The organism is Phenylobacterium immobile (ATCC 35973), from assembly GCF_001375595.1.
In the GTDB taxonomy this organism is placed as follows: domain Bacteria; phylum Pseudomonadota; class Alphaproteobacteria; order Caulobacterales; family Caulobacteraceae; genus Phenylobacterium; species Phenylobacterium immobile.
This window is the reverse complement of record NZ_CVJQ01000001.1, coordinates 2,250,294-2,271,821: the sequence shown is the minus strand read 5'-3', so window position 1 is coordinate 2,271,821 and position 21,528 is coordinate 2,250,294. Positions and strand designations below refer to the sequence as shown.

19 protein-coding genes are annotated in these 21,528 nt (G+C 68.8%); 14 read left to right on the top strand and 5 right to left on the bottom strand.

Translation table 11 applies throughout. The annotated features are described in order from the left end of the window. Positions 1 to 18: 18 nt before the first annotated feature. The 3 genes from BN1313_RS11145 to BN1313_RS11135 are packed head-to-tail and all read left to right on the top strand — an operon-like array spanning position 19 to position 3,557. On the top strand, positions 19 to 1,416 hold the full coding sequence (locus BN1313_RS11145; RefSeq protein ID WP_091740432.1) for a Mur ligase domain-containing protein: 1,398 nt from the start codon (positions 19 to 21) through the stop codon (positions 1,414 to 1,416). Continuing rightward, the gene (locus tag BN1313_RS11140) at positions 1,413 to 2,105 is read left to right on the top strand and encodes a phosphatase PAP2 family protein (RefSeq protein ID WP_091740429.1); all 693 of its coding nucleotides are present in this window, start codon (positions 1,413 to 1,415) and stop codon (positions 2,103 to 2,105) included. Before BN1313_RS11145 ends, BN1313_RS11140 begins: the two co-directional genes overlap by 4 nt. Positions 2,106 to 2,138: 33 nt before the next feature. Continuing rightward, complete coding sequence (locus BN1313_RS11135; protein ID WP_091740425.1) at positions 2,139 to 3,557, top strand: AMP-binding protein; 1,419 nt, start codon at positions 2,139 to 2,141, stop codon at positions 3,555 to 3,557. Here the strand turns inward: BN1313_RS11135 and BN1313_RS11130 are convergent. Then, positions 3,554 to 4,858: an anthranilate synthase component I family protein gene (locus BN1313_RS11130; protein WP_091740422.1), complete on the bottom strand. Its 1,305-nt coding sequence runs from the start codon at positions 4,856 to 4,858 to the stop codon at positions 3,554 to 3,556. The genes BN1313_RS11135 and BN1313_RS11130 overlap by 4 nt on opposite strands. A 127-nt stretch (positions 4,859 to 4,985) precedes the next feature. On the opposite strand from BN1313_RS11130, the gene BN1313_RS11125 reads away from it, so the two are divergent. Beyond that, positions 4,986 to 7,085 carry a M13 family metallopeptidase gene (locus BN1313_RS11125; RefSeq protein ID WP_091740420.1) on the top strand — a complete coding sequence of 700 codons (2,100 nt, stop codon included), beginning with the start codon at positions 4,986 to 4,988 and terminating at the stop codon, positions 7,083 to 7,085. Beyond that, complete coding sequence (locus BN1313_RS11120; protein ID WP_342666776.1) at positions 7,082 to 7,876, top strand: TrmH family RNA methyltransferase; 795 nt, start codon at positions 7,082 to 7,084, stop codon at positions 7,874 to 7,876. Before BN1313_RS11125 ends, BN1313_RS11120 begins: the two co-directional genes overlap by 4 nt. Here the strand turns inward: BN1313_RS11120 and BN1313_RS11115 are convergent. Together BN1313_RS11115 and BN1313_RS11110 are read right to left on the bottom strand one after the other, a co-directional pair. Then, on the bottom strand, positions 7,863 to 8,660 hold the full coding sequence (locus BN1313_RS11115) for a DODA-type extradiol aromatic ring-opening family dioxygenase (protein WP_091740411.1): 798 nt from the start codon (positions 8,658 to 8,660) through the stop codon (positions 7,863 to 7,865). The two genes, BN1313_RS11120 and BN1313_RS11115, sit on opposite strands and share 14 nt — an antisense overlap. 11 nt (positions 8,661 to 8,671) lie before the next feature. Next, positions 8,672 to 9,229, bottom strand: coding sequence for an NADPH-dependent FMN reductase (locus BN1313_RS11110; RefSeq protein ID WP_091740408.1), 558 nt, complete (start codon positions 9,227 to 9,229; stop codon positions 8,672 to 8,674). Between the two features lie 95 nt (positions 9,230 to 9,324). Here BN1313_RS11110 and BN1313_RS11105 point away from each other — a divergent pair, with 95 nt between their 5' ends. The 5 genes from BN1313_RS11105 to dxs are packed head-to-tail and all read left to right on the top strand — an operon-like array spanning position 9,325 to position 14,445. Further along, positions 9,325 to 10,275 carry a LysR family transcriptional regulator gene (locus BN1313_RS11105; protein WP_245620169.1) on the top strand — a complete coding sequence of 317 codons (951 nt, stop codon included), beginning with the start codon at positions 9,325 to 9,327 and terminating at the stop codon, positions 10,273 to 10,275. A 42-nt stretch (positions 10,276 to 10,317) separates the two neighbouring features. Beyond that, positions 10,318 to 11,340 (top strand): NAD(P)/FAD-dependent oxidoreductase, encoded by a 1,023-nt coding sequence (locus tag BN1313_RS11100; protein ID WP_245620168.1) that lies wholly within the window; start codon positions 10,318 to 10,320, stop codon positions 11,338 to 11,340. 28 nt (positions 11,341 to 11,368) lie between these two features. Beyond that, positions 11,369 to 11,608, top strand: a complete 240-nt coding sequence (locus BN1313_RS11095; protein ID WP_091740402.1) for an exodeoxyribonuclease VII small subunit — start codon at positions 11,369 to 11,371, stop codon at positions 11,606 to 11,608. Beyond that, positions 11,608 to 12,504, top strand: a complete 897-nt coding sequence (locus BN1313_RS11090; RefSeq protein WP_091740399.1) for a polyprenyl synthetase family protein — start codon at positions 11,608 to 11,610, stop codon at positions 12,502 to 12,504. The genes BN1313_RS11095 and BN1313_RS11090 overlap by 1 nt, the downstream gene beginning before the upstream one ends. A gap of 27 nt (positions 12,505 to 12,531) precedes the next feature. Continuing rightward, positions 12,532 to 14,445, top strand: a complete 1,914-nt coding sequence (gene dxs, locus BN1313_RS11085; protein ID WP_091740397.1) for a 1-deoxy-D-xylulose-5-phosphate synthase — start codon at positions 12,532 to 12,534, stop codon at positions 14,443 to 14,445. A 374-nt stretch (positions 14,446 to 14,819) separates the two neighbouring features. Here the strand turns inward: dxs and BN1313_RS11080 are convergent, their stop codons facing one another. Then, a complete protein-coding gene (locus BN1313_RS11080; RefSeq protein WP_091740395.1) occupies positions 14,820 to 15,356 on the bottom strand; it encodes a superoxide dismutase family protein in 537 nt (178 codons plus the stop codon). A gap of 89 nt (positions 15,357 to 15,445) precedes the next feature. Between BN1313_RS11080 and BN1313_RS11075 the strand changes: the two genes are divergently transcribed. The 3 genes from BN1313_RS11075 to cckA are packed head-to-tail and all read left to right on the top strand — an operon-like array spanning position 15,446 to position 19,790. Further along, the gene (locus BN1313_RS11075) at positions 15,446 to 16,234 is read left to right on the top strand and encodes an ATP-binding cassette domain-containing protein (RefSeq protein ID WP_091740392.1); all 789 of its coding nucleotides are present in this window, start codon (positions 15,446 to 15,448) and stop codon (positions 16,232 to 16,234) included. Then, positions 16,231 to 17,778, top strand: a complete 1,548-nt coding sequence (locus BN1313_RS11070; RefSeq protein ID WP_091740389.1) for a glycine betaine ABC transporter substrate-binding protein — start codon at positions 16,231 to 16,233, stop codon at positions 17,776 to 17,778. Before BN1313_RS11075 ends, BN1313_RS11070 begins: the two co-directional genes overlap by 4 nt. After that, a complete protein-coding gene (gene cckA, locus BN1313_RS11065) occupies positions 17,775 to 19,790 on the top strand; it encodes a cell cycle histidine kinase CckA (protein ID WP_091740386.1) in 2,016 nt (671 codons plus the stop codon). The genes BN1313_RS11070 and cckA overlap by 4 nt, the downstream gene beginning before the upstream one ends. Here the strand turns inward: cckA and BN1313_RS11060 are convergent. After that, positions 19,787 to 20,995 carry a TIGR03862 family flavoprotein gene (locus BN1313_RS11060; protein ID WP_091740383.1) on the bottom strand — a complete coding sequence of 403 codons (1,209 nt, stop codon included), beginning with the start codon at positions 20,993 to 20,995 and terminating at the stop codon, positions 19,787 to 19,789. The two genes, cckA and BN1313_RS11060, sit on opposite strands and share 4 nt — an antisense overlap. Before the next feature lie 46 nt (positions 20,996 to 21,041). Between BN1313_RS11060 and BN1313_RS11055 the strand changes: the two genes are divergently transcribed. Further along, positions 21,042 to 21,527, top strand: a complete 486-nt coding sequence (locus tag BN1313_RS11055; RefSeq protein WP_091740380.1) for an NUDIX hydrolase — start codon at positions 21,042 to 21,044, stop codon at positions 21,525 to 21,527. The last annotated feature ends 1 nt before the right edge of the window (position 21,528 follow it).

Genomic DNA, 21,528 nt, shown 5'->3' with positions numbered 1-21,528 from the left:
TTGGGCTAGCAAGGGACGATGAGAATCCATTTCACGGGGATCGCCGGCGCCGGAATGGCGGCCGTCGCGGTGATGATGCGCCAGGCCGGTCACGTCGTCTCCGGATCGGACGTGGACGTCTTTCCGCCGATGTCGACCTATGTCGCCGGCCTTGGCTTTCCGGTGTTCGACGGTTTCGCCGCCGAGCAGCTTCCCGCAGACCTGGACCTGTTGGTCCTGGGCGCCAGCGCCAAGCTGGGCGGCGAAGACAACGCCGAGGTCGCCGCCGCCCGGGCCCGCGGCGTCCGCGTGACGAGTTTCCCCGAACTGGTCGGCGAACAGACAGTCGGCCGGCCGACGACAGTGGTGGCGGGCTCCTTCGGCAAGTCGACCTGCAGCGGGCTGATGGCTCACGTGCTGCGCAGCGCCGGGCGTGATCCCGGCTGGCTGGTGGGGGCGATCGCTCCGGACCTGCCGGACACCGGCCACTGGGGGACGTCGCCCGAAGTGGTGCTGGAGGGCGACGAGTATATCGTCGGGCCGGCTGATCGGCGCTCGAAGTTCGTGCTCTATCACCCGCGCGACGTGCTGCTGACCTCGCTGACCCACGACCACGTCAATGTTTTCCCGAACTTCGCCGATTACGAGGCGCCGTTCCGGGCCCTCCTGCGGCTGGTTCCGGCGGATGGCTTGTGCGTGTTGCGCGACCGGCCGCAAATCCGCCGGGTCGCCGACGAGACGGTCGCGCGCACGATCTGGTATGACACCGTGCCCTGCGATGGCTGGTGGAGCGATGACGCCCAGTTCGGCGAGACCAGCGCCTTCACCTTGCATGGGCCAGGCGACCGTCGGGTCCGGCTGGCGACCCGGCTGTTGGGCGCGCACAACATCGAGAACATCGTCGGCGTGGCGGCCTATCTCCTGGAACGCGGCCTGGTGGACGAGGCGGGTCTCGCCCGCGGCGTCGCGAGCTTCAGCGGCATCCGCCGGCGGCTGGACCGGCTGGCGCCGGCCTCCACCATCCCGCTGATCGAGGGGTTCGGCTCGTCCTACGAGAAGGCGCGATCGGCGATCGACGCCATGCGGCTGCACTATCCGCAACGCCGGTTGGTGGTGGTGTTCGAGCCGCACACCTTCTCCTGGCGCAGCCGCGACGCGTTGGCCTGGTACGACACGGTGTTCGAGGGCGTCGATGCGCTTCTTCTCGTCCCGCCGCCCGGCCACGGCGCAGCTAGCCACAACCAGGCGAGCCTGGACGAGATCGAGGCGCGGATCGCTGCAAGCGGCGTCAAGGCGCTGACCGTAGCGACGGCGGCGGAAGCTGCGCAGGCGCTGAGCGATCTCTCTGGCGACGAAGCCCTGCTGATGCTTTCTTCCGGACCCCTGCTCGGCTTGCCCGAGACCCTCCCGGCATTGTTCGAGGCGCGTTACGGATGAACTGGAAAGACCTGATCCGGCGTGTCGAGCCCAGGGCGCTCCTGCTGTTGTTCGCCATTGTTGGCGCGGTGTGGGCCTTTCTGTCGATCGGCGGCGAGATCGCTGAAGGCGAGTCGTTGGGTTTCGACCGGCAGATGCTGCTGGCGCTCCGCACCCCGGGGGACCTGAATGATCCGATCGGTGGGCGCGGCTTCGAAGAGGCGATGCGCGATGTGACAGCGCTGGGCGGCTTCACGCTGCTGACGCTGTTCACCGTGATCGCCGTCCTGACCTTCCTGGCGCACGGCAAGCGGCTGCATGCGGCGATCCTCACGGTCGCCGTCCTGGGCGCACAGTTCACCGGCTCCAATCTGAAGCACATCTACGGCCGCCCGCGTCCCGACGTGGTGCCGCACGGCGTCTATGTCTATTCGGGGAGCTTCCCGAGCGGTCATTCGCTGATGTCGGCGGCGACCTACCTTACGCTTGCGGTGCTGTTGGCCAGCCTGGAGAGCCGGCGGTCGGTGAAGTTGACCTTCTTCGCCCTGGCCGTCCTTCTGATGGGGGCGATCGGCTTCAGCCGTGTCTACCTGGGCGTCCATTGGCCAAGCGATGTGCTGGGCGGATGGTGCGCCGGCGCGGCCTGGGCGATGGCCGCCTGGATCGCCTTGCGTCAGTTCGCCAAGCGTCAGGATCAACCGAAGCCCTAGAGGCTGCCAAAACCATAAGCTGGGACGAAACCCATGAACGACGGCGCTTCCGAGAACCTCTTCGATATACTGGCGACGGGCTTTCCGATTGATCGCGCCTCGCCAGCCTTCCTGCTGCCGGACGGCGCGGCTGTGAGCTATGGCGCGCTCGAGATCGCCGCGAGCAAGGTCGCCACGTGTCTCGTATCTGAGGGGGTCGCGCCCGGCGACCGCGTCGCCCTGCAGGCTGAGAAGTCCTGGCAGGGCATCGCCGTCTACCTGGGGACCCTGAAGGCCGGGGCGGTCTTCCTGCCGCTGAACGCCGCCTACACCGAGGCTGAGATCGCCTATTTCCTCGGCGACGCCGAGCCGGCCCTGTTCATCCGCGATCCGGACGGATTCGTCGCCGATTGCGCGGACCTTGCGCCTCTCGCCCCGAGCGTGCCCCGCGGCGCGGACGACCTAGCGGCGATCATCTACACCAGCGGCACAACGGGCCGCTCCAAAGGCGCGATGCTGAGCCACGGCAATCTGGCGTCCAACGCCCGGGCCCTGGTCGACATCTGGGGCTATTCAAGCGACGACGTCCTGCTGCACGCCCTGCCGATCTTCCACGTCCACGGCCTCTTCATCTCGCTCCACTGCACGATGTTGAAGGGCTGCCCGATGATCTGGCTGGCCAAGTATGACGACGCCGAGGTCCTGGCGGGACTGGCGCGGGCGACGGTCATGATGGGGGTGCCGACCTTCTACACACGCCTCCTGGCCCAGCCAGGCTTCACCAAGGCGGTCGCCGACGGCATCCGGCTGTTCGTCTGTGGCTCAGCGCCGCTCCTGCCGTCGACCTTCGACGAGTTCGAGGTGCGGACGGGCCAGCGCATCCTGGAGCGCTACGGAATGAGCGAGGCGGCGGTGATCACCTCCAATCCGCTCAAGGGCGAGCGGCTGGCCGGCAGCGTGGGTTATCCGTTGCCGGGCGTGGAGCTGCGGATTGGCGACGGCCAGGAGACTGGCGTCATTGAGATCAAGGGCCCCAGCGTCTTCTCCGGCTACTGGCGAATGCCGGAGAAGACAGCGCAGGAGTTCACCGCCGACGGCTTCTTCAAGACCGGCGATGTCGGTCGCAGAGACCCGGACGGCCGTGTCTGGATCAGCGGGCGGGCCAAGGACCTGATCATCTCCGGCGGTTACAACGTCTATCCGAAGGAAGTCGAGCTGGTGCTGGACGAACTGCCAGGCGTCGTCGAGAGCGCCGTCGTCGGCGCGCCGCACGCCGATTTCGGCGAGGCGGTTGTGGCCGTGGTCATCGCCAAGGACCGGACCGAGGCGGAGCTGATCGCGGCGTGCCGTGAAGAGCTGGCGCCCTACAAGACGCCCAAGCGGGTGGTGTTCGTCGACGACCTCCCGCGCAACGCCATGGGCAAGGTGCAGAAAAACCTGCTCAGGGACCGAGTGGCGGGCCTGTTCGTCTAGCCCGCGAGCGCCTTCCGCAACGCCGAGATTTTCGCCTCCGTCTCCAGGCGTTCCGAAAGGGGCTCGCTGTCGGCGACGATGCCGGCGCCGGCGCGAGCCTCGATCGCCCAACCCTCGCCGTCTCGGACCAGGGCGGCGGTGCGGATCAGGACGTTGGAATCAAAGCTCCCGTCCGAGCCCAGCATGAACATGGCGCCGAAGAACGGCCCACGCGGGGCTTCCAGGCCTGCGATCACCTTCATGGCCTGGACCTTCGGGGCGCCAGTGATCGAGCCGGGCGGGAAGGCCGCCGCCATGAGGTCCAGCGCGTCGCGGCCGGCCGCCAACTTCCCTGTCACCACCGAGACCAGGTGATGGACATTGGCGAAGGTGGCGATCGTGAAGAGCTCCGGCGTCTTCACCGTACCCGGGGCGCAGACCCTCGACAGGTCATTGCGCATCAGATCGACGATCATCAGGTTCTCGGCGCGGTCCTTCTCGGAGGCGACAAGCGCCTGGGCCAGGGCGCGATCCTCATCGGGCGTCGCGCCGCGCGGCGCGGTGCCTTTGATCGGCTCGGTGCGCGCCTCTTCGCCTGTGACGCGGATGAACCGCTCCGGCGAATTGGAGACGACGGCATGGTCTTCGAGCCGCAGATAGGCGGCGAAGGGTGCGGGGCTGGCCGCGGCCAGGGCGCGGACAAGGTCGCTCGGCGAGCGGCCCTGCGCCAGGCGGCCGATCCAGCGTCGGGCGATGTTGGCTTGAAAGATCTCGCCCGCGGCGATGCGGTCGGTGACCTCGGCCACGGCGGCCTCGTAGGCGGCCCCATCGTCGGAGGCCATGGCGCCGATCTGGCCGCCCGTGGGAGTCGGCGCCGGCCGATCGAGCCAGGCCAGGGTGGCCCGAGCCGCATCGTCGTCGCGGCCGATCGCCAGCACGCGCTGCGTCTGGTGATCGAAGGCCAGCAAGGCCTCGTAGCGGGCGCATGCGAGGTCGGGCCAGCCGCCGTGCCGTCCCAGGCCCAAGGGCTCGAACCGATCGCCCAGCTCATAGGACATCAGGCCGGCGACCCCGCCTTGGAAAGGCGGGCCGCCAGGACGTGCCGGGGTCTGTCGCCCAGTGAGCGCGCGCAGCGCGGCGATTGGCGGGCGGCTGTCGCTAGGCGCCAGCATCAGGGTCTCGGCCGGATCGGCCATGACATAGGACCAGCGCGCCTGGTCGCCGCCGGAGAGGAAGGCGAGCGTCCACGCCTGTTCGCCGAGGGCCGCGGCGACCTCGGCAGGATCGCGCCAGGGCGCGGTGATGAGGGCGGGGGCCTCCATGGCGCCGGCATAGCCGAAAGCCTGGCCGAGCCCAACGATGACAAAGCCGTAATGGTCGCCTTCTGCGTTGAGCGGTGTAGAGAATGCGGCCCGATTTTTGACGGCCGATTTTTTACGGAACGCCCAAATGCGCCTTCGCTCCCTGCGCCTCGCCGCCGCCCTGATCGTCCTGTCGTCGGCCGCCGCCGCCCAGACCGTCATGCCGCCCAGCCAGCCCCCGTCCACCCAGCCAGGGCTGAAGCCCATGTATGGGACCTTCGGCTTTGACGTAACGGGCATGGATCCGGCGGTGAAGCCGGGCGACGATTTCTACGCCTACGCCAACGGGGCCTGGGACAAGCGCACGACGATCCCGGAAGACCGTTCCAGCTTCTCGACCTTCGGCGTGCTGAACGACCGGGCGCTCCAACGCACGAAGGCGCTGATCGAGGAGGCCGCCGCGACGAACGCGCCGGACGGATCTGAAGCGCGCAAGATTGGCGACTTCTACGGCGCCTACATGGACGAAGCGTCCATCGAGCGGGCGGGACTTGCGCCTATCAAGGCCGAGCTCGCGACCATCGCGGCGATCAACAGCCAGGCCAGGCTCTCGGCCTACCTCGGCTCGGCGATGCGGGCCGACGTCGACGCCCTGAACATGACCGAACTGCACACCGACCGGCTGTTCGGACTTTGGGTGGTCGAGGACCTGAACGACACCCGCCACTACTTGCCCTATCTGATGCAGGGCGGGCTTTGGCTGCCCAGCCGCGAATACTACCTCGCCGACAACCCGCGCTTCATTGAAGTCCGCAAGGCTTATGTCGCGCACGTGGCGCGGCTAATGAGCTTGGCCGGGTTCAGCGACGCGCCGGAGCGCGCTCAGCGAATCGTGGCGCTGGAGACCGAGATTGCGCGCGCTCAATGGAATGCGAGCGATACGACCGACCCGGCTAAGACCAACGTCCAGTGGAACCGCGAGGCCTTCGCCCAGAATGCGCCCGGCCTTGACTGGAACGCCTTCTTCAAGGCCGCCGGACTTTCGCGCCAGCCCCGCTTCGGCGCCTGGCAGGCGAGCGCGATCACAGGGATTTCCGCCCAGGCGACGGCGACGCCGCTGGAGGCGTGGCGTGACTATCTCGCCTTCCACGTGATCGCCCGGCGCGCCCGGATGCTGCCCAAGGCCTTCGCCGACGAGTCGTTCGCCTTCAACGGCGGGGTTCTGGCCGGGACAACCGTGCAGACGCCGCGCTGGCGCCGTGCGGTCGAGGCCACCAACGAGGGGATGGGCCAGGCGGTCGGCAAGCTCTACGTCCAGAACTACTTCTCGCCGGAGGCCAAGGCCGAGGTCCAGGCCATGGTCGCCAATGTGCTGGCGGCCTTCGATGCGCGGATCGACCGGCTGGACTGGATGACGCCGCAGACGAAGGCCAAGGCGAAGGAGAAGCTCGCCCGCTTCCACGTCGGCGTCGGCTATCCGGACCGCTGGCGCGACTATTCAGCCCTGGAGGTTCGGGCCAGCGACGCCATCGGCAATGTTACGCGTGCGGAGCTGTTCGACTATCGCCGCAACCTCGCCAAGCTGTCCCAGCCGGTGGACCGTGGTGAATGGCATCTGGACCCGCAGACGGTGAATGCGTTGAACATGCCGATGCAGAACGCCATCAGCTTCCCGGCGGCGATTCTCGAGCCCAGCTTCTTCGACCCGCATGCGGACGCGGCGGTGAACTATGGCGCGATCGGTTCGGTGATCGGTCACGAGATCAGCCATGGCTTTGATGACACCGGCGCGCTGTTCGACGCTCGCGGCCAGATCGCCAACTGGTGGACGCCGGAGGACATGGCCCACTTCAAGACGGCCGGCGCGGCGCTCGCCGCCCAGTTCGACACCTATAAGCCGCTGCCGGACCTGTCGGTGAACGGGGAGCTGACCCTGGGCGAGAACATCGCCGACCTCGCCGGGCTGGCGGTGGCGTACGACGCCTATCGGCGCTCGCTGAGGGGCCAGCCCGCGCCAGTGATCGACGGGTTCACCGGCGACCAGCGGTTCTTCCTCGGCTATGCGCAGGAAAACCGCAGCAAGTACCGCGAGGCCCTGATGCGCCGCGTGCTGGTCGGGGACGGCCATGCGCCTTCGGAGTACCGCGCGCTGACGGTGCGCAACCTCGACGCCTGGTACGCAGCCTTCGACGTCAAGCCGACCGAGGCCCTGGCCCTTCCGCCGGAAAAGCGTGTGACCGTCTGGTGATCGAGCCCGTTGGCGATCCGCTGGATCCGCGGATCGAACCCTACGCTGGCGTTCGCGAGCGCGATCTTGTCGGTCGCGACGGCGCCTTCATCGCCGAAGGCCGCGTGGTGCTGGAGAAGCTGATCGCGGCGGGACGGCACCCGGTGCGCTCGGTGTTGGTGGCCGAGCCGAAGGCGCCCGGCCTCGCCGACGTGCTGACCAGGCTGGACCCGGCGATCCCGGTCTACATGGCGTCGCAAGCGGTGATGGACGCCCTGGTAGGCTTCCACATCCATCGCGGCGTCCTGGCCCTTGGCGAGCGGCGCGAGACGGAGGCCCCGACGCTGCTGGCGGGCTTACCGGACAAGGCCTTGGTGGTCGGCCTGAGCGCCGTGGCCAACCACGACAATATGGGCGGCGTCTTCCGCAACGCCGCAGCCTTCGGCGCTGACGCGGTTCTGCTGGATTCGGACTGCTGCGATCCGCTGTATCGGAAGGCGATCCGGGTCTCGGTCGGCGCGGCGCTCACGACGCCCTTCGCCCGGCTTCCGCGGGGCGTGGACATGGTTGAGCTGTTGAGCGCGGCGGGATTCGAAGCGGTGTCGTTATCGCCGCGCGGCGCAACCCAGCTCACGGAATATCAGCCTGCGCCCCGCACGGCGGTGATCTTCGGCGCCGAGGGCCCGGGCCTGGCTGAGGCCGTGATGGCGCGGACCCGCACCGTTCGGATCGCCATGTCCGGTGGGTTCGATTCCCTGAACCTGGCGACCACCAGCGGCATCGTCCTGCACGCCTTGGCTAGGCGGGCGTGAACTTCGCCGCCTGCATGGTGGCGCGCCCGCCGATGGCGTCGCGGAAGGCGGTCTCGTAGGTTTCGCCTTCGGCTGCGCCGGCGACGACGAACAACGGAGCCAGATGTTCCTCGCGGCCGTGGGCGATGCGGGCGCTGGGCGCGGTTTCCCAGTGCGTCAGCGCCTCGGCGCGGCGGGCCGGGTCGCTGAGCGCCTCGGTAAGCCAACCGTCGAACGCCAGCGACTGGTTCACCGGATCAGATCCCCGGCCGCCGGAGTGCCAGCTGGAGCCTGAGCCGATGATCAGCACGCCTTCGTCGCGCAGCGACGAAAGCGCCCGCCCGGCGGCGATGTGGGCGGCGGGGTCAAAGCCGGCCTTCAAGGACAACTGCACCACTGGGATGTCGGCCTCGGGCGTCGCGAGCAGCAGCGGCACGAAGGTGGCGTGGTCGAAACCGCGTTCGGCGTCCTCATCGGCGGCGATGCCGGCGTCGGCCAAAAGGCCGCGAACGCGGGCCGCCAGGTCGGGCGATCCGGCCGCCGGGAACTGCAGCTCATAGGTGTGCGGTGGAAAGCCGTAGTAGTCGTAATACATTGGCGGTCGGGCCGATGAGCTGACCGTGAAGCGCGGCGCCTCCCAGTGGGCCGAGACGAGCAGGATCGCCTTTGGCCGTTCTGGCAGGTCGCGGACGAAGCGCTTCAGCCAGACGGCCAACCGGTCCCAGGTGTCGGCGGGGCCCATGGTCCACTCCATGAAGAAGCAGGGTCCGCCGCCGTGCGGAATGTAAAAGGCCGGTTGGCGCATGGGTCTTATCCTTACTTCGCGGCGTTGCGTTCGATCCAGTCGGCGAACTTCAGGCCAAGCTCGCCGAGGAAGGCCTTGCTGGCGTCGTTGGTCAACTCGCCCGCCTCGTTGAAGAGGGTATGGGCCGCGCCGACATAGGCTTCGAAAGGCAGGATGGCGACGCCGAGCGCGCCGAGCGCCTGACGGGCGTTGTGATTGGCGCCGAAGCCGCCGACGCCGCCGGGAGAGGCTGAGACGATCGCGCCAGGCTTGCCGGCCCAGATGCTGTGCCCCCAGGGCCGTGATCCGACATCGATGGCGTTCTTGAGCACAGCCGTCATCGTGCGGTTGTATTCCGGCGTCACCACCAGCACCGCGTCGGCGGCCTTGATGGCCTCGCGGAAGGTGGTCCAGGGCGCGGGGGCCTCGGATTCGATGTCGGGGTTGTAGAAGGCGAGGTCGCCGATGGCGACTTCGGTGAAGGTAAGGTTGGCCGGCGCCAGCGCGGCGATAGCCTTGGCCACCTTGCGGTTGACGGAGTCCTTGGAGAGGCTGCCGACAATGACGGCGACGGTGCGGTTCTGGCTCATAACTGTATTCCCCTGAATGTGAGGCCTAGGTGGGCTTAAACTCCCGCGTTGATAATCCCGCGCTGAGGTGGAATTATCATTCCGAACTGGAAAGAATGACCGTGGACCGTCTGGACGAAATGACCGCCTTCGCCGCTGTCGCCGATGCGCGGAGCTTCACGCAGGGCGCTCGCCGGCTTGGGGTCTCCGGCGCCCAGATCTCCAAGCTGGTGGCGCGGCTGGAGGACCGGCTGGGCGCGCGTCTTCTGAACCGGACGACACGCGACGTTTCCCTGACCGACACCGGGCGCGCCTATCTGGAGCGGGCTAAGGCGCTGCTGGAGGACTTCACGGCCCTGGAGGCTTCGATCCGCGACCAGGAGGGTCCCTCCGGCTCGCTCAAGATTTCCGCCCCGGTGTCGTTCGGAGAGCGGCAGCTTCAAGCGGCGTTACTGGAATTCGCCGCGCTCTATCCGGCGGTCGGCCTGGAGGTCAGCTTCACCGATCGGATGGTCAATCTTGTGGATGAGGGGATGGATGTGGCCGTGCGCATCGGCCGTCTCACGGATTCGTCGCTGATTGCGCGCAAGCTGGCCGCCGTTCGGATGGTGACCTGCGCCTCTCCGGATTATCTGGCCAAACACGGCGAGCCAAAGACCCCCTATGAGCTTGGCCTTCACGAAACGATCATCGACCTTAACCTGCGCGACCCCTTCCAATGGGATTTTGGCCAGGCGACGGCCTGCGTCTATGTGCGGGTGGACGGCCGGCTGCGCTTCTCCAGCCCGGACGCCTGTGTCAGCGCGGGGCGGGCGGGTCTGGGGATCGTGCGCACGCCGGCCTTTGTCGCGGCCGATGACCTGAAGGCCGGCCGGCTGGTCCCGCTGTTGTGCGGTTATGAGCCGGCGGTGATCCATGTGCATGCGGTCTATCCGCACGCCCGCCATCTGGCGGCGAAGGTGCGCGCCTTCGTCGACTTCCTGGCCCAGCGGTTCGCGGGCGAGCCGGAGTGGCACCAGGGCTGGACGTTGGAGCATCGGTCGCAGCGGGCGCAGGCTTCCACTTGATTTTCGCGCCCTGACGCTGTGGTTAGCGCCATGACACAGGGCTTGAAAGTAACGGTCGCCGGCGCGGGCGTGTTCGGCCTGGCGACCGCCCTGGCGCTGGCTGACGCCGGCTGCGACGTCACCGTCTTCGATCCGGCGCCTGCGACGTCAGGGGCCTCTGGCGTCGCCGCCGGCATGATCGCCCCGGTGTTCGAGGCTGTGCTGGACGTCGAGGCGCGGCCGCATTTCGGCCTGCTGCTCGCGGCGCGTGACCTCTGGCCGGCGCTGGCGGCTCGCGCGGGTGTCGACATCGATCGCGCCGGCGCCATGGCGGTGGGCTCTGTCGACTGGCTCGACGCGGTGGCGGCGTCGATGACGCGGCTGGGGCTGCACCCTAGCGAAGTCCCGGCGGGGCGGCTGGCCCCCGGCCTGCTGGAAAGCCTTCGAACCGGCCTGATGACGCGGGAGGACTGGCGCTTGGAGCCCGCTGCGGCCATCGCCGCCCTGCGCGCTGCCGCGCAGGCGGCCGGGGTGATTTTCCGACGGGCCGCTGCGACGGGGATGGAGGGCGCCGACCGGCTGGTGGTCGCCACGGGCGTGGCCCAGGGCCTGGCCGACCTGGCGCCGCAGCTTCGCGCCCTGGAGCCGATCAAGGGTCATATCCTGCAGGTCGACCTTCCGACGCCGCGGCAGGTGGTGGTTCGCGGCGAGGGCGTCTACGCGGCGCCCTCCGTCGGTGGATTGCGGGTCGGCGCGACGATGGAGGCGGGGGTCGCTGATCCTGCGGCCGATCCGGCGCGCGCCGCACCGCTGGCGGCGGCGGGCGCGCAGCTTTTCCCACGGATCGCCGCGGCGCCGCGCGAACTGTTGGCGGGGGTACGGGCGGCGACCGCCGACGGTCTGCCGCTCGTGGGCACCGCCTCAGACCCTCGCGTCATCCTGGCGGTGGGCGCCCGGCGTAACGGTTGGCTGCTCGCGCCTCTGGTCGCCCGGGCCGCCGCCGCCGCGGTGCTGGGCGCAGACCCTGGGCGATTTGGCGAACGGTTGGCGGCTAACCGCCTTTCACTTCGTCCAGACGCGCACTAGGTTCGCCGCGACCCCTGAGGATGCGCCCTTGTCCGAACCCGTCGATATCGAGACCCTGACCTTCGAGCAGGCTCTGGCCGAGCTGGAGCAGATCGTCGCCCGTCTGGAATCCGGTCAGGCGCCCCTGGAGGACTCGATCCGCATGTACGAGCGCGGCGCGGTCCTGAAGCGCCATTGCGAGACGCGGCTGGAGGCGGCGCGGCTGCGGGTCGAGAAGATCGTTATGGGTGCGGGCGGCCCGTCCGCCGAGCCGGCCGAGTTCGACTGATGCCCCACCTTGTCGCGTCGAGCGTCGAAGCGCGGTTGTCGCGTGACGCCGACCTGGTGACCGTGGCGCTGGACGAATTGTTGCCGCGCGCCGACGGGCCCGAAACCCGGCTGATGGAGGCCATGCGCTATGCGGCGTTGGCGCCCGGCAAGCGGTTGCGCCCGTTCTTCGCTCTGGAGACGGGCAGGATGTTCGACCTGGATGAGCGCTCGGTCCTGCGGGTCGCCTGCGCCGTCGAATGCATCCACGCCTACAGTCTGATCCACGATGACCTGCCGGCGATGGACGACGACGATCTGCGTCGTGGCCGGCCGACGACGCACAAGGCCTATGACGAAGCGACCGCCATCCTGGCTGGCGACGCCCTGCAGAGCGTGGCGTTCGAGATTCTCGGCCACCCCGACACCTGCGACGACGCGGTGATCCGCGCCGAATTGGTGGTGAAGCTGGCTCGTGCGGCCGGGGCGCAGGGCATGTGCGGCGGACAGATGATCGACCTTTTGGGTGTCAACGACGACCTCGGCACGGTCGCGCGGATGCAGCGGATGAAGACAGGGGCCCTGATCGCAGCCTCTTTCGAACTGCCGGCGGCTCTGGCCGGTCTTAACGAGGTTGAGCACGAAGGCCTGATGGGCTTCGCCCAGGATATCGGTCTGGCCTATCAGATCGTCGACGACCTCCTCGATCTCGAGGGCGACGAGGCCGACATGGGCAAGCGGATCGGCAAGGACGCCGAGGCCGGCAAGGCCAATTTTGTCACCCTGCTGGGGGCCGGGGCGGCGCGCCAGCGGCTGAACATCATCGCCCAGCAGGTGAAGGTTCACCTGGAGCCGTTCGGTCCGGCGGCCGATTTCCTGCGGGAGACCGCTGATTTCGTGATAAGCCGGCGCGCCTGAGCCGCATCACCAGTCTTCGCGTTTTTCATGCCCGACACCCCGCTTCTCGATCGTATCGCCACCCCCGCCGACACGCGTCAGCTGTCGGTCGCCGAGTTGCGCCAGTTGGCCGATGAGTTGCGGGCCGAGACGATCGATGCGGTGTCCAGCACCGGCGGGCATCTGGGCGCTGGACTGGGCGTGGTCGAACTGACGGTCGCCCTGCACCACGTCTATGAGACGCCGCGCGACATCCTGATCTGGGATGTCGGCCACCAGGCCTATCCGCACAAAATCCTGACCGGCCGGCGCGATCGCATCCGCACCCTGCGTCAGGGCGGCGGCCTGTCAGGCTTCACCAAGCGGTCCGAGAGCGAATACGACCCCTTCGGCGCGGCGCACGCGGCGACCTCGATCTCGGCCGCGCTCGGCTTCTGCGCGGCGCGTGACGCCAAGGAGGATGACAACAGCGTCGTCGCCGTGATCGGCGACGGCTCGATGAGCGCCGGCATGGCCTACGAGGCCATGAACAACGCCTGCGAGACCACCGGCCAGCTGACGGTGATCCTCAACGACAACGACATGTCGATCGCCCCGCCGGTGGGCGGGATGAGCGCCTATATGGCGAGGCTGGTTTCCGGCGGCGGTTACCGCTCGATACGCCGCGCCGCCAAGGCCGCCTCGAAGGCGTTGCCCAAGCCGCTGCAGGAGGCCGCCCGCAAGGCCGAGGAATTCGCCCGCGGGATGGTGACCGGGGGGACCTTCTTCGAAGAGTTGGGCTTCTACTATGTGGGGCCGATCGACGGGCACGACATGGAGGCGCTGGTCGCGGTCCTGCAGAACGCCCGCAAGATCAAGGACCGCCCGGTCCTGGTCCATGTGGTCACCCACAAGGGCAAGGGCTATGGCCCCGCCGAAGAAGCCGCCGACAAGCTGCACGCCGTCGCCCGTTTCGACGTGGTGACCGGCCAGCAAGCCAAGGCCGTCGCCGTGTCGCCCGGCTACACGCGGGTTTATGCGGACGCCCTGATCGCCGCCGCCGAACGCGACGACAAGATCTGCGCCATCACTGCGGCCATGCCCTCGGGCACAGGGCTGGACTTGTTCGGCCAACGGTTCCCCGACCGCACCTATGACGTCGGCATCGCCGAGCAGCACGCGGTGACTTTCGCCGCCGGGCTCGCCGCGGACGGCATGAAGCCGTTCTGCACGATCTACTCGACCTTCCTGCAGCGCGGATACGATCAGGTCGTCCACGACGTGGCGATCCAGCGCCTGCCGGTGCGCTTCGCCATGGACCGGGCGGGACTCGTCGGCGCCGATGGCGCGACCCACGCCGGCTCGTTCGACATCGGCTTCATGGGCGCGCTGCCCGGCATGGTGCTGATGGCGGCGGGCGACGAGGCGGAACTGGCGCGCATGGTGGTCACCGCCGCAGCGATCGACGACCGGCCGAGCGCCTTCCGTTATCCCCGCGGCGAGGGCCTGGGCGTCGAAATCCCGCTGAACCCCGAGCCCCTGGAGATCGGCAAGGGCCGCATCGTCCGCGAGGGCTCGGCCGTGGCCATCGTCTCCTTCGGCGCGCGTCTCGGCGAGGCCCTGAAGGCCGCCGACCTGTTGGCCGCCCGCGGCCTGTCGGCCACCGTCGCCGACGCCCGCTTCGCCAAGCCGCTGGATATCGAGTTGCTGCTGCAATTGGCGCGCCACCACGAGGCGCTGATCACCGTTGAGGAAGGCGCGATCGGCGGCTTCGGCGGCTTTGTGCTGCAGGCGCTGGCCGAGCACGGCGCGCTGGATCGCGGCCTGAAGGTCCGGACCCTGACCCTTCCGGACATCTTCCAGGACCAGGACAAGCCCGAGGTCATGTACGCCCAGGCCGGTCTCGACGCCGAAGGCATCGTCAAGGCGGCCATGTCAGCCCTCGGCGTGAGCAACGCCGGCGCCGCGGGGCGGCGGGCCTAGCCTTCTGGCCAGCGCAATCCGCTCAGGCTTAGTCCTCTATCGCCTCGATCCTCTGAGCCTTTAACTGCGCCAGGTGGTCGTGCATCGTCTGCAGGGCCTTCAGCGAATGGCCGGTTCAGTCGGCGACCTCGCCCACGACCTTGAGCGGCCTGCGCGAATTTCGCCGTGCTGACGACGTGTCGGAGACGAGCTTCGCCGATCTGGCAGCTCTGATTTCGACCTACGGCGACGTCGCCCTCCTGCACGCCTACGCCAGCAACACCGGCGCCATCGCTCTCTACGAAAGCCCGGGCTTCAGCAAGCGCTGCGAGGTGCTGATGACGCGTCTGACCGGCGAGCACCGCCCCCTCCGCGGGAGCGCTGCAGCCTGCTTGTTACTTCACCACGCCACAGGCGACGCGGGCGCCGGCGCCGCCGATCGGCTGGCTCATGTGGTCGTCGGGGCTGGCGTGGACCACCACGGCCGAGCCGTCTGCGTCGAGAAGCGTGGCGCGGCCCTCGGCGCCCTTGATCGAAACCATGGTCGTGAAGACCTCGGCCATGCCCATGCCGTCAGCGCCGACGTGGAGGTTCGGCAGGTCGCCCGACTCGTTGGCCTGGGCGTTCAGGAGACCATGCACGGCCTTGTCCGCGCCATGGACGTGGGCGCCGGCCGAGGTGAAGTCGGCCTTGGAGCAGTCGCCCTTCTCGTGAAAGTGCAAGCCGTGCCAGCCGGGGGTCAGGCCCTTGGCCTCGATCTTCAACAGAACGCCCTTGGGGGCCTCGGTGAAGGTGACCATGCCGAGGTCGGCGCCGGCCGGGCCGGCGAGCTTCGCCGAGGCGACCGCGGGTTTTGCGGCGGCGGGGGTTTGCGCAACGGCCGGAGCAGCCAGGAGCGCGGCGCTGACGGCGGCGATGATGAGCTTGTGCATGACTGAAACCTCTTGCTGGATGGCGGGAGGGAAATGCCTCGCGCCGTACGCGGGTTGCCGTGGGGGGCGGCGCATATCTATCCTAGACCATGGCTGAGTCTGTGATCGACCTCGAAAGCGTCGCCAAGCGCTATGGCCGGCAGTCGGCGCTGGACGGCGTGAGCCTCTCAGTGCCCCGCGGTCAGTTCGTCGCCCTGGTCGGCGGCTCGGGCAGCGGCAAGACCTCCCTGTTGAAGTCGATCAACCGCCTGTCCAAGCCGGACGAGGGCTTGGTCCGCGTGCTGGGCGAGGACGTGACGGGCCTTCCGGCCCACGTGCTGCGCCGGCGGATCGGCTACGCCTTTCAGGAAGTGGGTCTCTTCCCGCACATGACCATCGCCGAGAACCTGGCGATCGGGCCGAAGCTGGCCGGTTGGAACGCGGGGCGGGTCAAGGCCCGGATTGGCGAACTGCTCGACCTCGTCGCCTTGCCTCAGGAAATGGCTAACCGCGCGCCTTCGGAACTGTCCGGCGGCCAACGACAGCGCATCGGTGTCGCCCGTGCGCTTGCGGCTGAGCCGGCCATCATGCTGCTGGACGAACCCTTCGGCGCGCTGGACCCGTTGATCCGTGAGGCGCTTGGTGACGACTACCGCGCCCTGCATGAGCGGCTGGGCCTGACGACGGTGATGGTCACACACGACATGGCCGAGGCGGTGCTGCTGGCCGACCGCATCGTCGTGCTCAAGTCCGGTCGGATCGTCGCCGATGGCGCGCCGGGCGTACTCCTGGCGACCACCACCGATCCGGATGCCCGCGCGTTGCTGGAGGCGCCCCGTCGGCAGGCGACGAGGCTGGCGGCGCGGCTTGGGACGCAAGGCGCAGGAGTGTCCGCGTGAACGGCCAGATCGCCGCCGCCTTCGCGCTACTGCCCGACTATCTCGGATGGCATGTCCTTCTGAGCGCCAGCGCGCTCGCCATCGGCATCGCCATCAGCCTGCCGCTCGCGGTATTGGCGGCGCGCAGCCCGGCGGTGCGCTGGCCGGTGCTGGCCCTCGCCGGCCTGGTGCAGACCATTCCCAGCCTGGCGCTGCTGGCGCTCTTCTATCCGCTGCTGCTGGCGCTCTCGACGCTGGCGAAGGCGACGATCGGCCATGGGTTCTCCGCGCTCGGCTTCCTGCCGTCGTTGCTGGCGCTCACCATCTATTCGATGCTGCCGATCCTGCGAAACGGCGCTGCGGCGATCCTGGGGGTCGATCCGGCCGTCCGCGAGGCCGCCGACGGCATGGGCCTGACCTCGCACCAGAAGCTCTGGCAGGTCGAGCTGCCGCTGGCCGCGCCGGTCATCATGGCGGGTGTGCGGACTGCGGCGGTCTGGACCATCGGCGCGGCGACGCTCTCGACGCCGGTCGGCCAGACGAGTCTCGGCAACTACATCTTCGCCGGCCTGCAGACCGAGAACTGGATCTTCGTGCTGTTCGGCTGCGCCGCCGCCGCGGCGCTGGCCATGGTCGCCGATCAGCTTTTGGGTCTGGTGGAGGCGGGCATGCAGCGCGGGCGGCGCGTGCTCGCCGGGATCGGTCTGGGCGGGCTGGCGGCCGGGGTGGTGGTCGCGATCGCGCCCCTGATCAGCTTCGGCGGCCAAGCGACCTATGTTGTCGGCGCCAAGAACTTCTCTGAGCAATACATCCTCGCCGAACTGATGGCCGACCGGCTGACAGCCACCGGCGCCACGGTCACCCGCAAGGAGGATCTCGGCTCTGCGGTCGCCTACCGCGCCCTGGCCAGCGGCGAGATCGACGCCTACGTCGACTATTCAGGAACACTTTGGGCCAACGTGTTGGGGCGTAAGGATAATCCTGGTCGCCAGCAGGTGCTTGAAGGCCTCACCGCCGAACTCGCCCAGCGCGACGGCGTGCTGGTCCTGGGCTCGCTGGGTTTCGAGAACGCCTATGCCCTGGTGATGCGCGGCGACCGCGCGCAGAGCCTGGGAATCACCTCGATCGCCGACCTGGCGCGGCGCGCGCCTCAACTGACCTTCGGGGCGGACCTGGAGTTCCTGTCGCGACCAGAATGGAAAGGAATTCAAAGCGCTTACGGCCTGAATTTCAAGACTGAGCGGTCCTTCCAACCGACCTTCATGTACCGCGCCCTGGGCGGCGGCGACGCCGACGTGATCTCGGCCTTCTCCTCCGACGGCCGGATCGCGGCTGATAGGCTGGTCGTTCTGTCCGATCCCAAGCAGGCCATCCCGCCCTACGACGCCGTCATTCTCATTTCGCCGAAGCGGGCGAAGGACGCGAAGCTGATCGCGGCGCTTAGGCCGTTGATCGGGAAGGTGCCGGTGAGCGCCATGCAGGCGGCGAACTTCAGCGTCGATCGCGATGCTGACAAGCGCTCGCCCTTGGAGGCCGCCAGAGCGCTCGAGGCGACACTGCGATGACCGTCAAGCCGCCCGCCAGCACACTCATGGCGGGCGCCCTCATCCTGTTCGTCGCAGCGGCGGGGTTCTGCATGTTCGCCGCCTGGGGCGGCGGCCCGGTGACGACGGGGCTTGTGCTGTTGATCTGCGGGCTTGCCGGAGTCAGCGGCCTGGGCGTCCTGGTGCTGCGCGGCGCTCACGTCGACGCGGCCGAGGACTGGGCCGAGCGTCTGATCCAGGCGCTGCCGGAGCCCGCGGCGCTCGCCGCCGCCGATGGCAGGATCGAGGCCTCCAACGCGCACTGGCGCGCAGCCATGGGGGAGAGCCCGCGCCTGCCGGCCGGCGGCCAGGCCTCGGCGCTCTTCACCGCCTTCGCCGCCGCAGGGCGGGGCGATGGGGGACGGACCAAGCTTTCCGCCTTCGGCGTCGCGCGGGAAGCGAGCGTCTCACTGGCCGCCCCCGGTCGTTTCCTGGTCCGCCTGCCCAACTGGAGCCCGCCTGTGGCTGAGGCGCCGGCGACGACCGCCGAGCCCTCGCTCTTGGGCCTCGACGCCTTCGCCGCGGCCTCGCCCTTTGGCGCGGCGCTGCTGGAAGGCGCCGATCCTTTCGAGGCGACTATCATCGAGGTCAATCCAACCCTCGCTCACGCCACCGGCGGCGGGCAGGTCGGCCAGGTGTTCGGCGAACTGATCGAGCCGCGCAGTCGCCTTGAAGCGCAGGGCCGGCTGGCGCGGCTGGCGCCAGGCCAGCCCGTCGAGGTTCGGTTGGCGGCGGATGCGACCCGCGCTGCTCACCTCTATCTCGCCCGCGCAGGCGACCGCTGGGCGGCCTATCTCGTCGATGTGTCAGGGCAGAAGCAGATCGAACTGCAGCTGGCGCAGAGCCAGAAGATGCAGGCGATCGGCCAGCTGGCTGGCGGGGTGGCGCACGACTTCAATAACCTGCTGACCGCGATCCTCATGCAGCTCGACGCGCTGTCGACGCGCCACCCGGTGGGCGATCCGTCCTACGAGGGCCTGAACGAGATCCGCCAGACCTCGCTCAGGGCGGCGGATCTCGTCCGCAAGCTGCTCGCTTTCTCGCGCAAACAAACGGTGCAGCGCGAGATTCTCGATCTCGGCGAACTGATCAGCGAGTTCGAGGTGCTGTTGCGCCGCGTCCTTTACGAGGACGTCCGGCTCGAGACCGATTACGGCCGCAACCTGCCGCTTGTGCGGGCCGACCGCGGTCAGTTGGAGACGGCGGTTATGAACTTGGCGGTCAACGCCCGGGACGCGGTGCGGGCCGGCGGCGGCGGCGCCGTGCGCATCCGCACAGCCCGGCTGACGGCGGCTGAGGCGCAGGCCCTTGGCTACCCCGACGCGGAAGGCGATCAGGCGCTGATCGAGGTGGCCGATGACGGACAGGGCATCGCCGCGGAAGTCCTGGACAAGATTTTCGAGCCCTTTTTCACGACCAAGCCGGTGGGCGAGGGGACGGGTCTCGGCCTGGCCACGGTCTACGGCATCGTCAAACAGGCCGATGGCTGGATCGCCGCTGACTCGGCCCCGGGCGAGGGCGCGCGGTTCCGAATATTCCTGCCCGTCTATATCCCGGCGATGATCGAGCCCGCGCCGCCCCCGGCCATGCCACGTCGCTCGCAGGCGCGCGACCTCTCCGGCGCCGGGCGCATCCTGTTTGTCGAGGATGAAGACGCCGTGCGGATTGTCGCCGCTCGTCTGCTGCGGGCGCGGGGATACGAGGTGATCGAAGCCGCCAGCGGCGAGGAAGCGCTGGGCATCGCCGAGGCCAATGCGGGCCGAATTGACCTGATGATCTCCGATGTGGTGATGCCGGGCATGCAGGGCCCCGACCTCTTGAAGCAGGCGCGGGTCCATCTCGGCGAGGCCCCGGTGATGTTCATTTCAGGCTACGCCGAGGCGGAGTTCTCGAACCTGCTGGAGGGCGAGCGCAACGTCTCGTTCCTGCCCAAGCCGATCGACATCAAGACCCTGGCCGAAAGGGTCAAGCACGAGCTGCAGAAGGCGAGCTAGGCCCTCGCGTAGTCCGCGGCCGCCTGTCCCGCCGCGCGGCCGGTCGCGAAGGCGGCCTGCAGGAGGTATCCGCCGGTGGGGGCTTCCCAATCCAACATCTCGCCGGCGACGAAGACGCCAGGGCGGCGGCGCAACATCAGGCGCTCATCCAGCTCGGAGAACTCCAGGCCGCCGGCGGTGGAGATGGCGCGGGCCAACGACTGGACGCCGGTGAGGCGAAGCGTCGTATCCTTCACCGCCCCGGCCAGCGCGCCTGGGGCGGTGGGCAGGGCGACGCCATGGCCTTCGCGCAGGATGTTGATCTCCACCGGCGACAGCTTCAGCACCTTGCGCAGGCGGTTCGTCAGCGTCGAGGCGCCGCCGTCGTCCTGGGCGAGCAGTCCGGTGACGGCGCTCAGTTTGCGATCCGGCATAAGGTCGATGTGCAGCAGGGCAGGGCGTCCGGCGGCCAGCGCCTCGCGCATGTGGGCCGAGAGCGCATAGATCGGGCCGCCCTCCAGGCCGTAGCCGGTCACCATGACGTCGCCGCGAGAGCGGCGACCTTCGAAGCCGACGATGACGTTCTTCAGCGCCTGACCGGCGTGCCGGTCGCGGAAGATGTCCGACCAGGCGATGTTGAAGCCGCTGTTGGCGGGCGCGAACGCCGCCACCGCGACGCCTTCGTCGCGCAGCCGGTCGGCCCATGCGCCGGTCGCCCCCAGCCGAGGCCAGCTGGCGCCGCCGAGCGCCAGGATGGTGGCGTCGGCCTCAACGAGGCGCGGACCGTCCGGGGTCTCAAAGCACAGCGCTGAGCCTTCCCAGCCGCGCCAGTCGTGGCGGAGGGCGAAGGCGACGCCTTGGCTGGCGAGTCTCGCGAGCCAGGCCCGCAGGAGCGGTGAGGCCTTCAGCGCCTTGGGGAATATCCGTCCGCTAGTGCCGACGAAGGTCTCCTGCCCGAGGCCCTTGGCCCAGGCGGTCAAGGCCTCCGGCGTGAACGAGTCGATGTGGGGCTGAAGCCTGTCTTCGGCCGGCCCATAGCGGCGCAGGAATTGCGGCAAGGCCTCGGAATGGGTGAGGTTCAGCCCGCCGCGACCAGCCATCAGGAGCTTGCGCCCGACGCTGGGCATGCGCTCGTAGACCGTCACCTGGGCGCCCGCCGCGCTCGCCTGTTCGGCGGCCATCAACCCGGCCGGCCCGCCGCCGATCACCGCCACCTGAACTGTCATGGGCCGGGATGTACGCGCTCGCGGGCAAATCAGCTAGAAGAGCCGGATGCGAGAACGTCCGAGCGCACGTGTTGTCCTGTTGGACCCTGAGGGGCGCATCGCGCTGATGCGCGGGCGACTGCCGGGGGCGTCCCGGGATGAGCTGGGCGCCTGGTTCACCGTTGGCGGTGGGCTTGAGCCTGGCGAAAGCCTCGCCGAGGCTGCTGTTCGCGAGGTGCGTGAGGAGACGGGATTGGAGGCTTCGGAGGTCGGACCCGTCATCTGGCTGCGCGAAGGCGTCTTCGACCCCGGCCTGGGCTCAGGGCCCCTCTACTTCAAGGAAAGCTACATCGTCGCCCGATGCGACGGCGGCGAGCTGAGCCGAGATGGCTGGCTCGCCCATGAACAGGATTTCTGCACCGATCTGCGCTGGTGGACGCGTGAGGAGCTGCTGGCGACGACGGACAACGTCTACCCCCAGCGGCTCGCCATGCTGCTGGAGGACGTCCTTGACGGGCGGTTGCCCGAATCCCCCCTCAGCCTCCCCTGGTAGG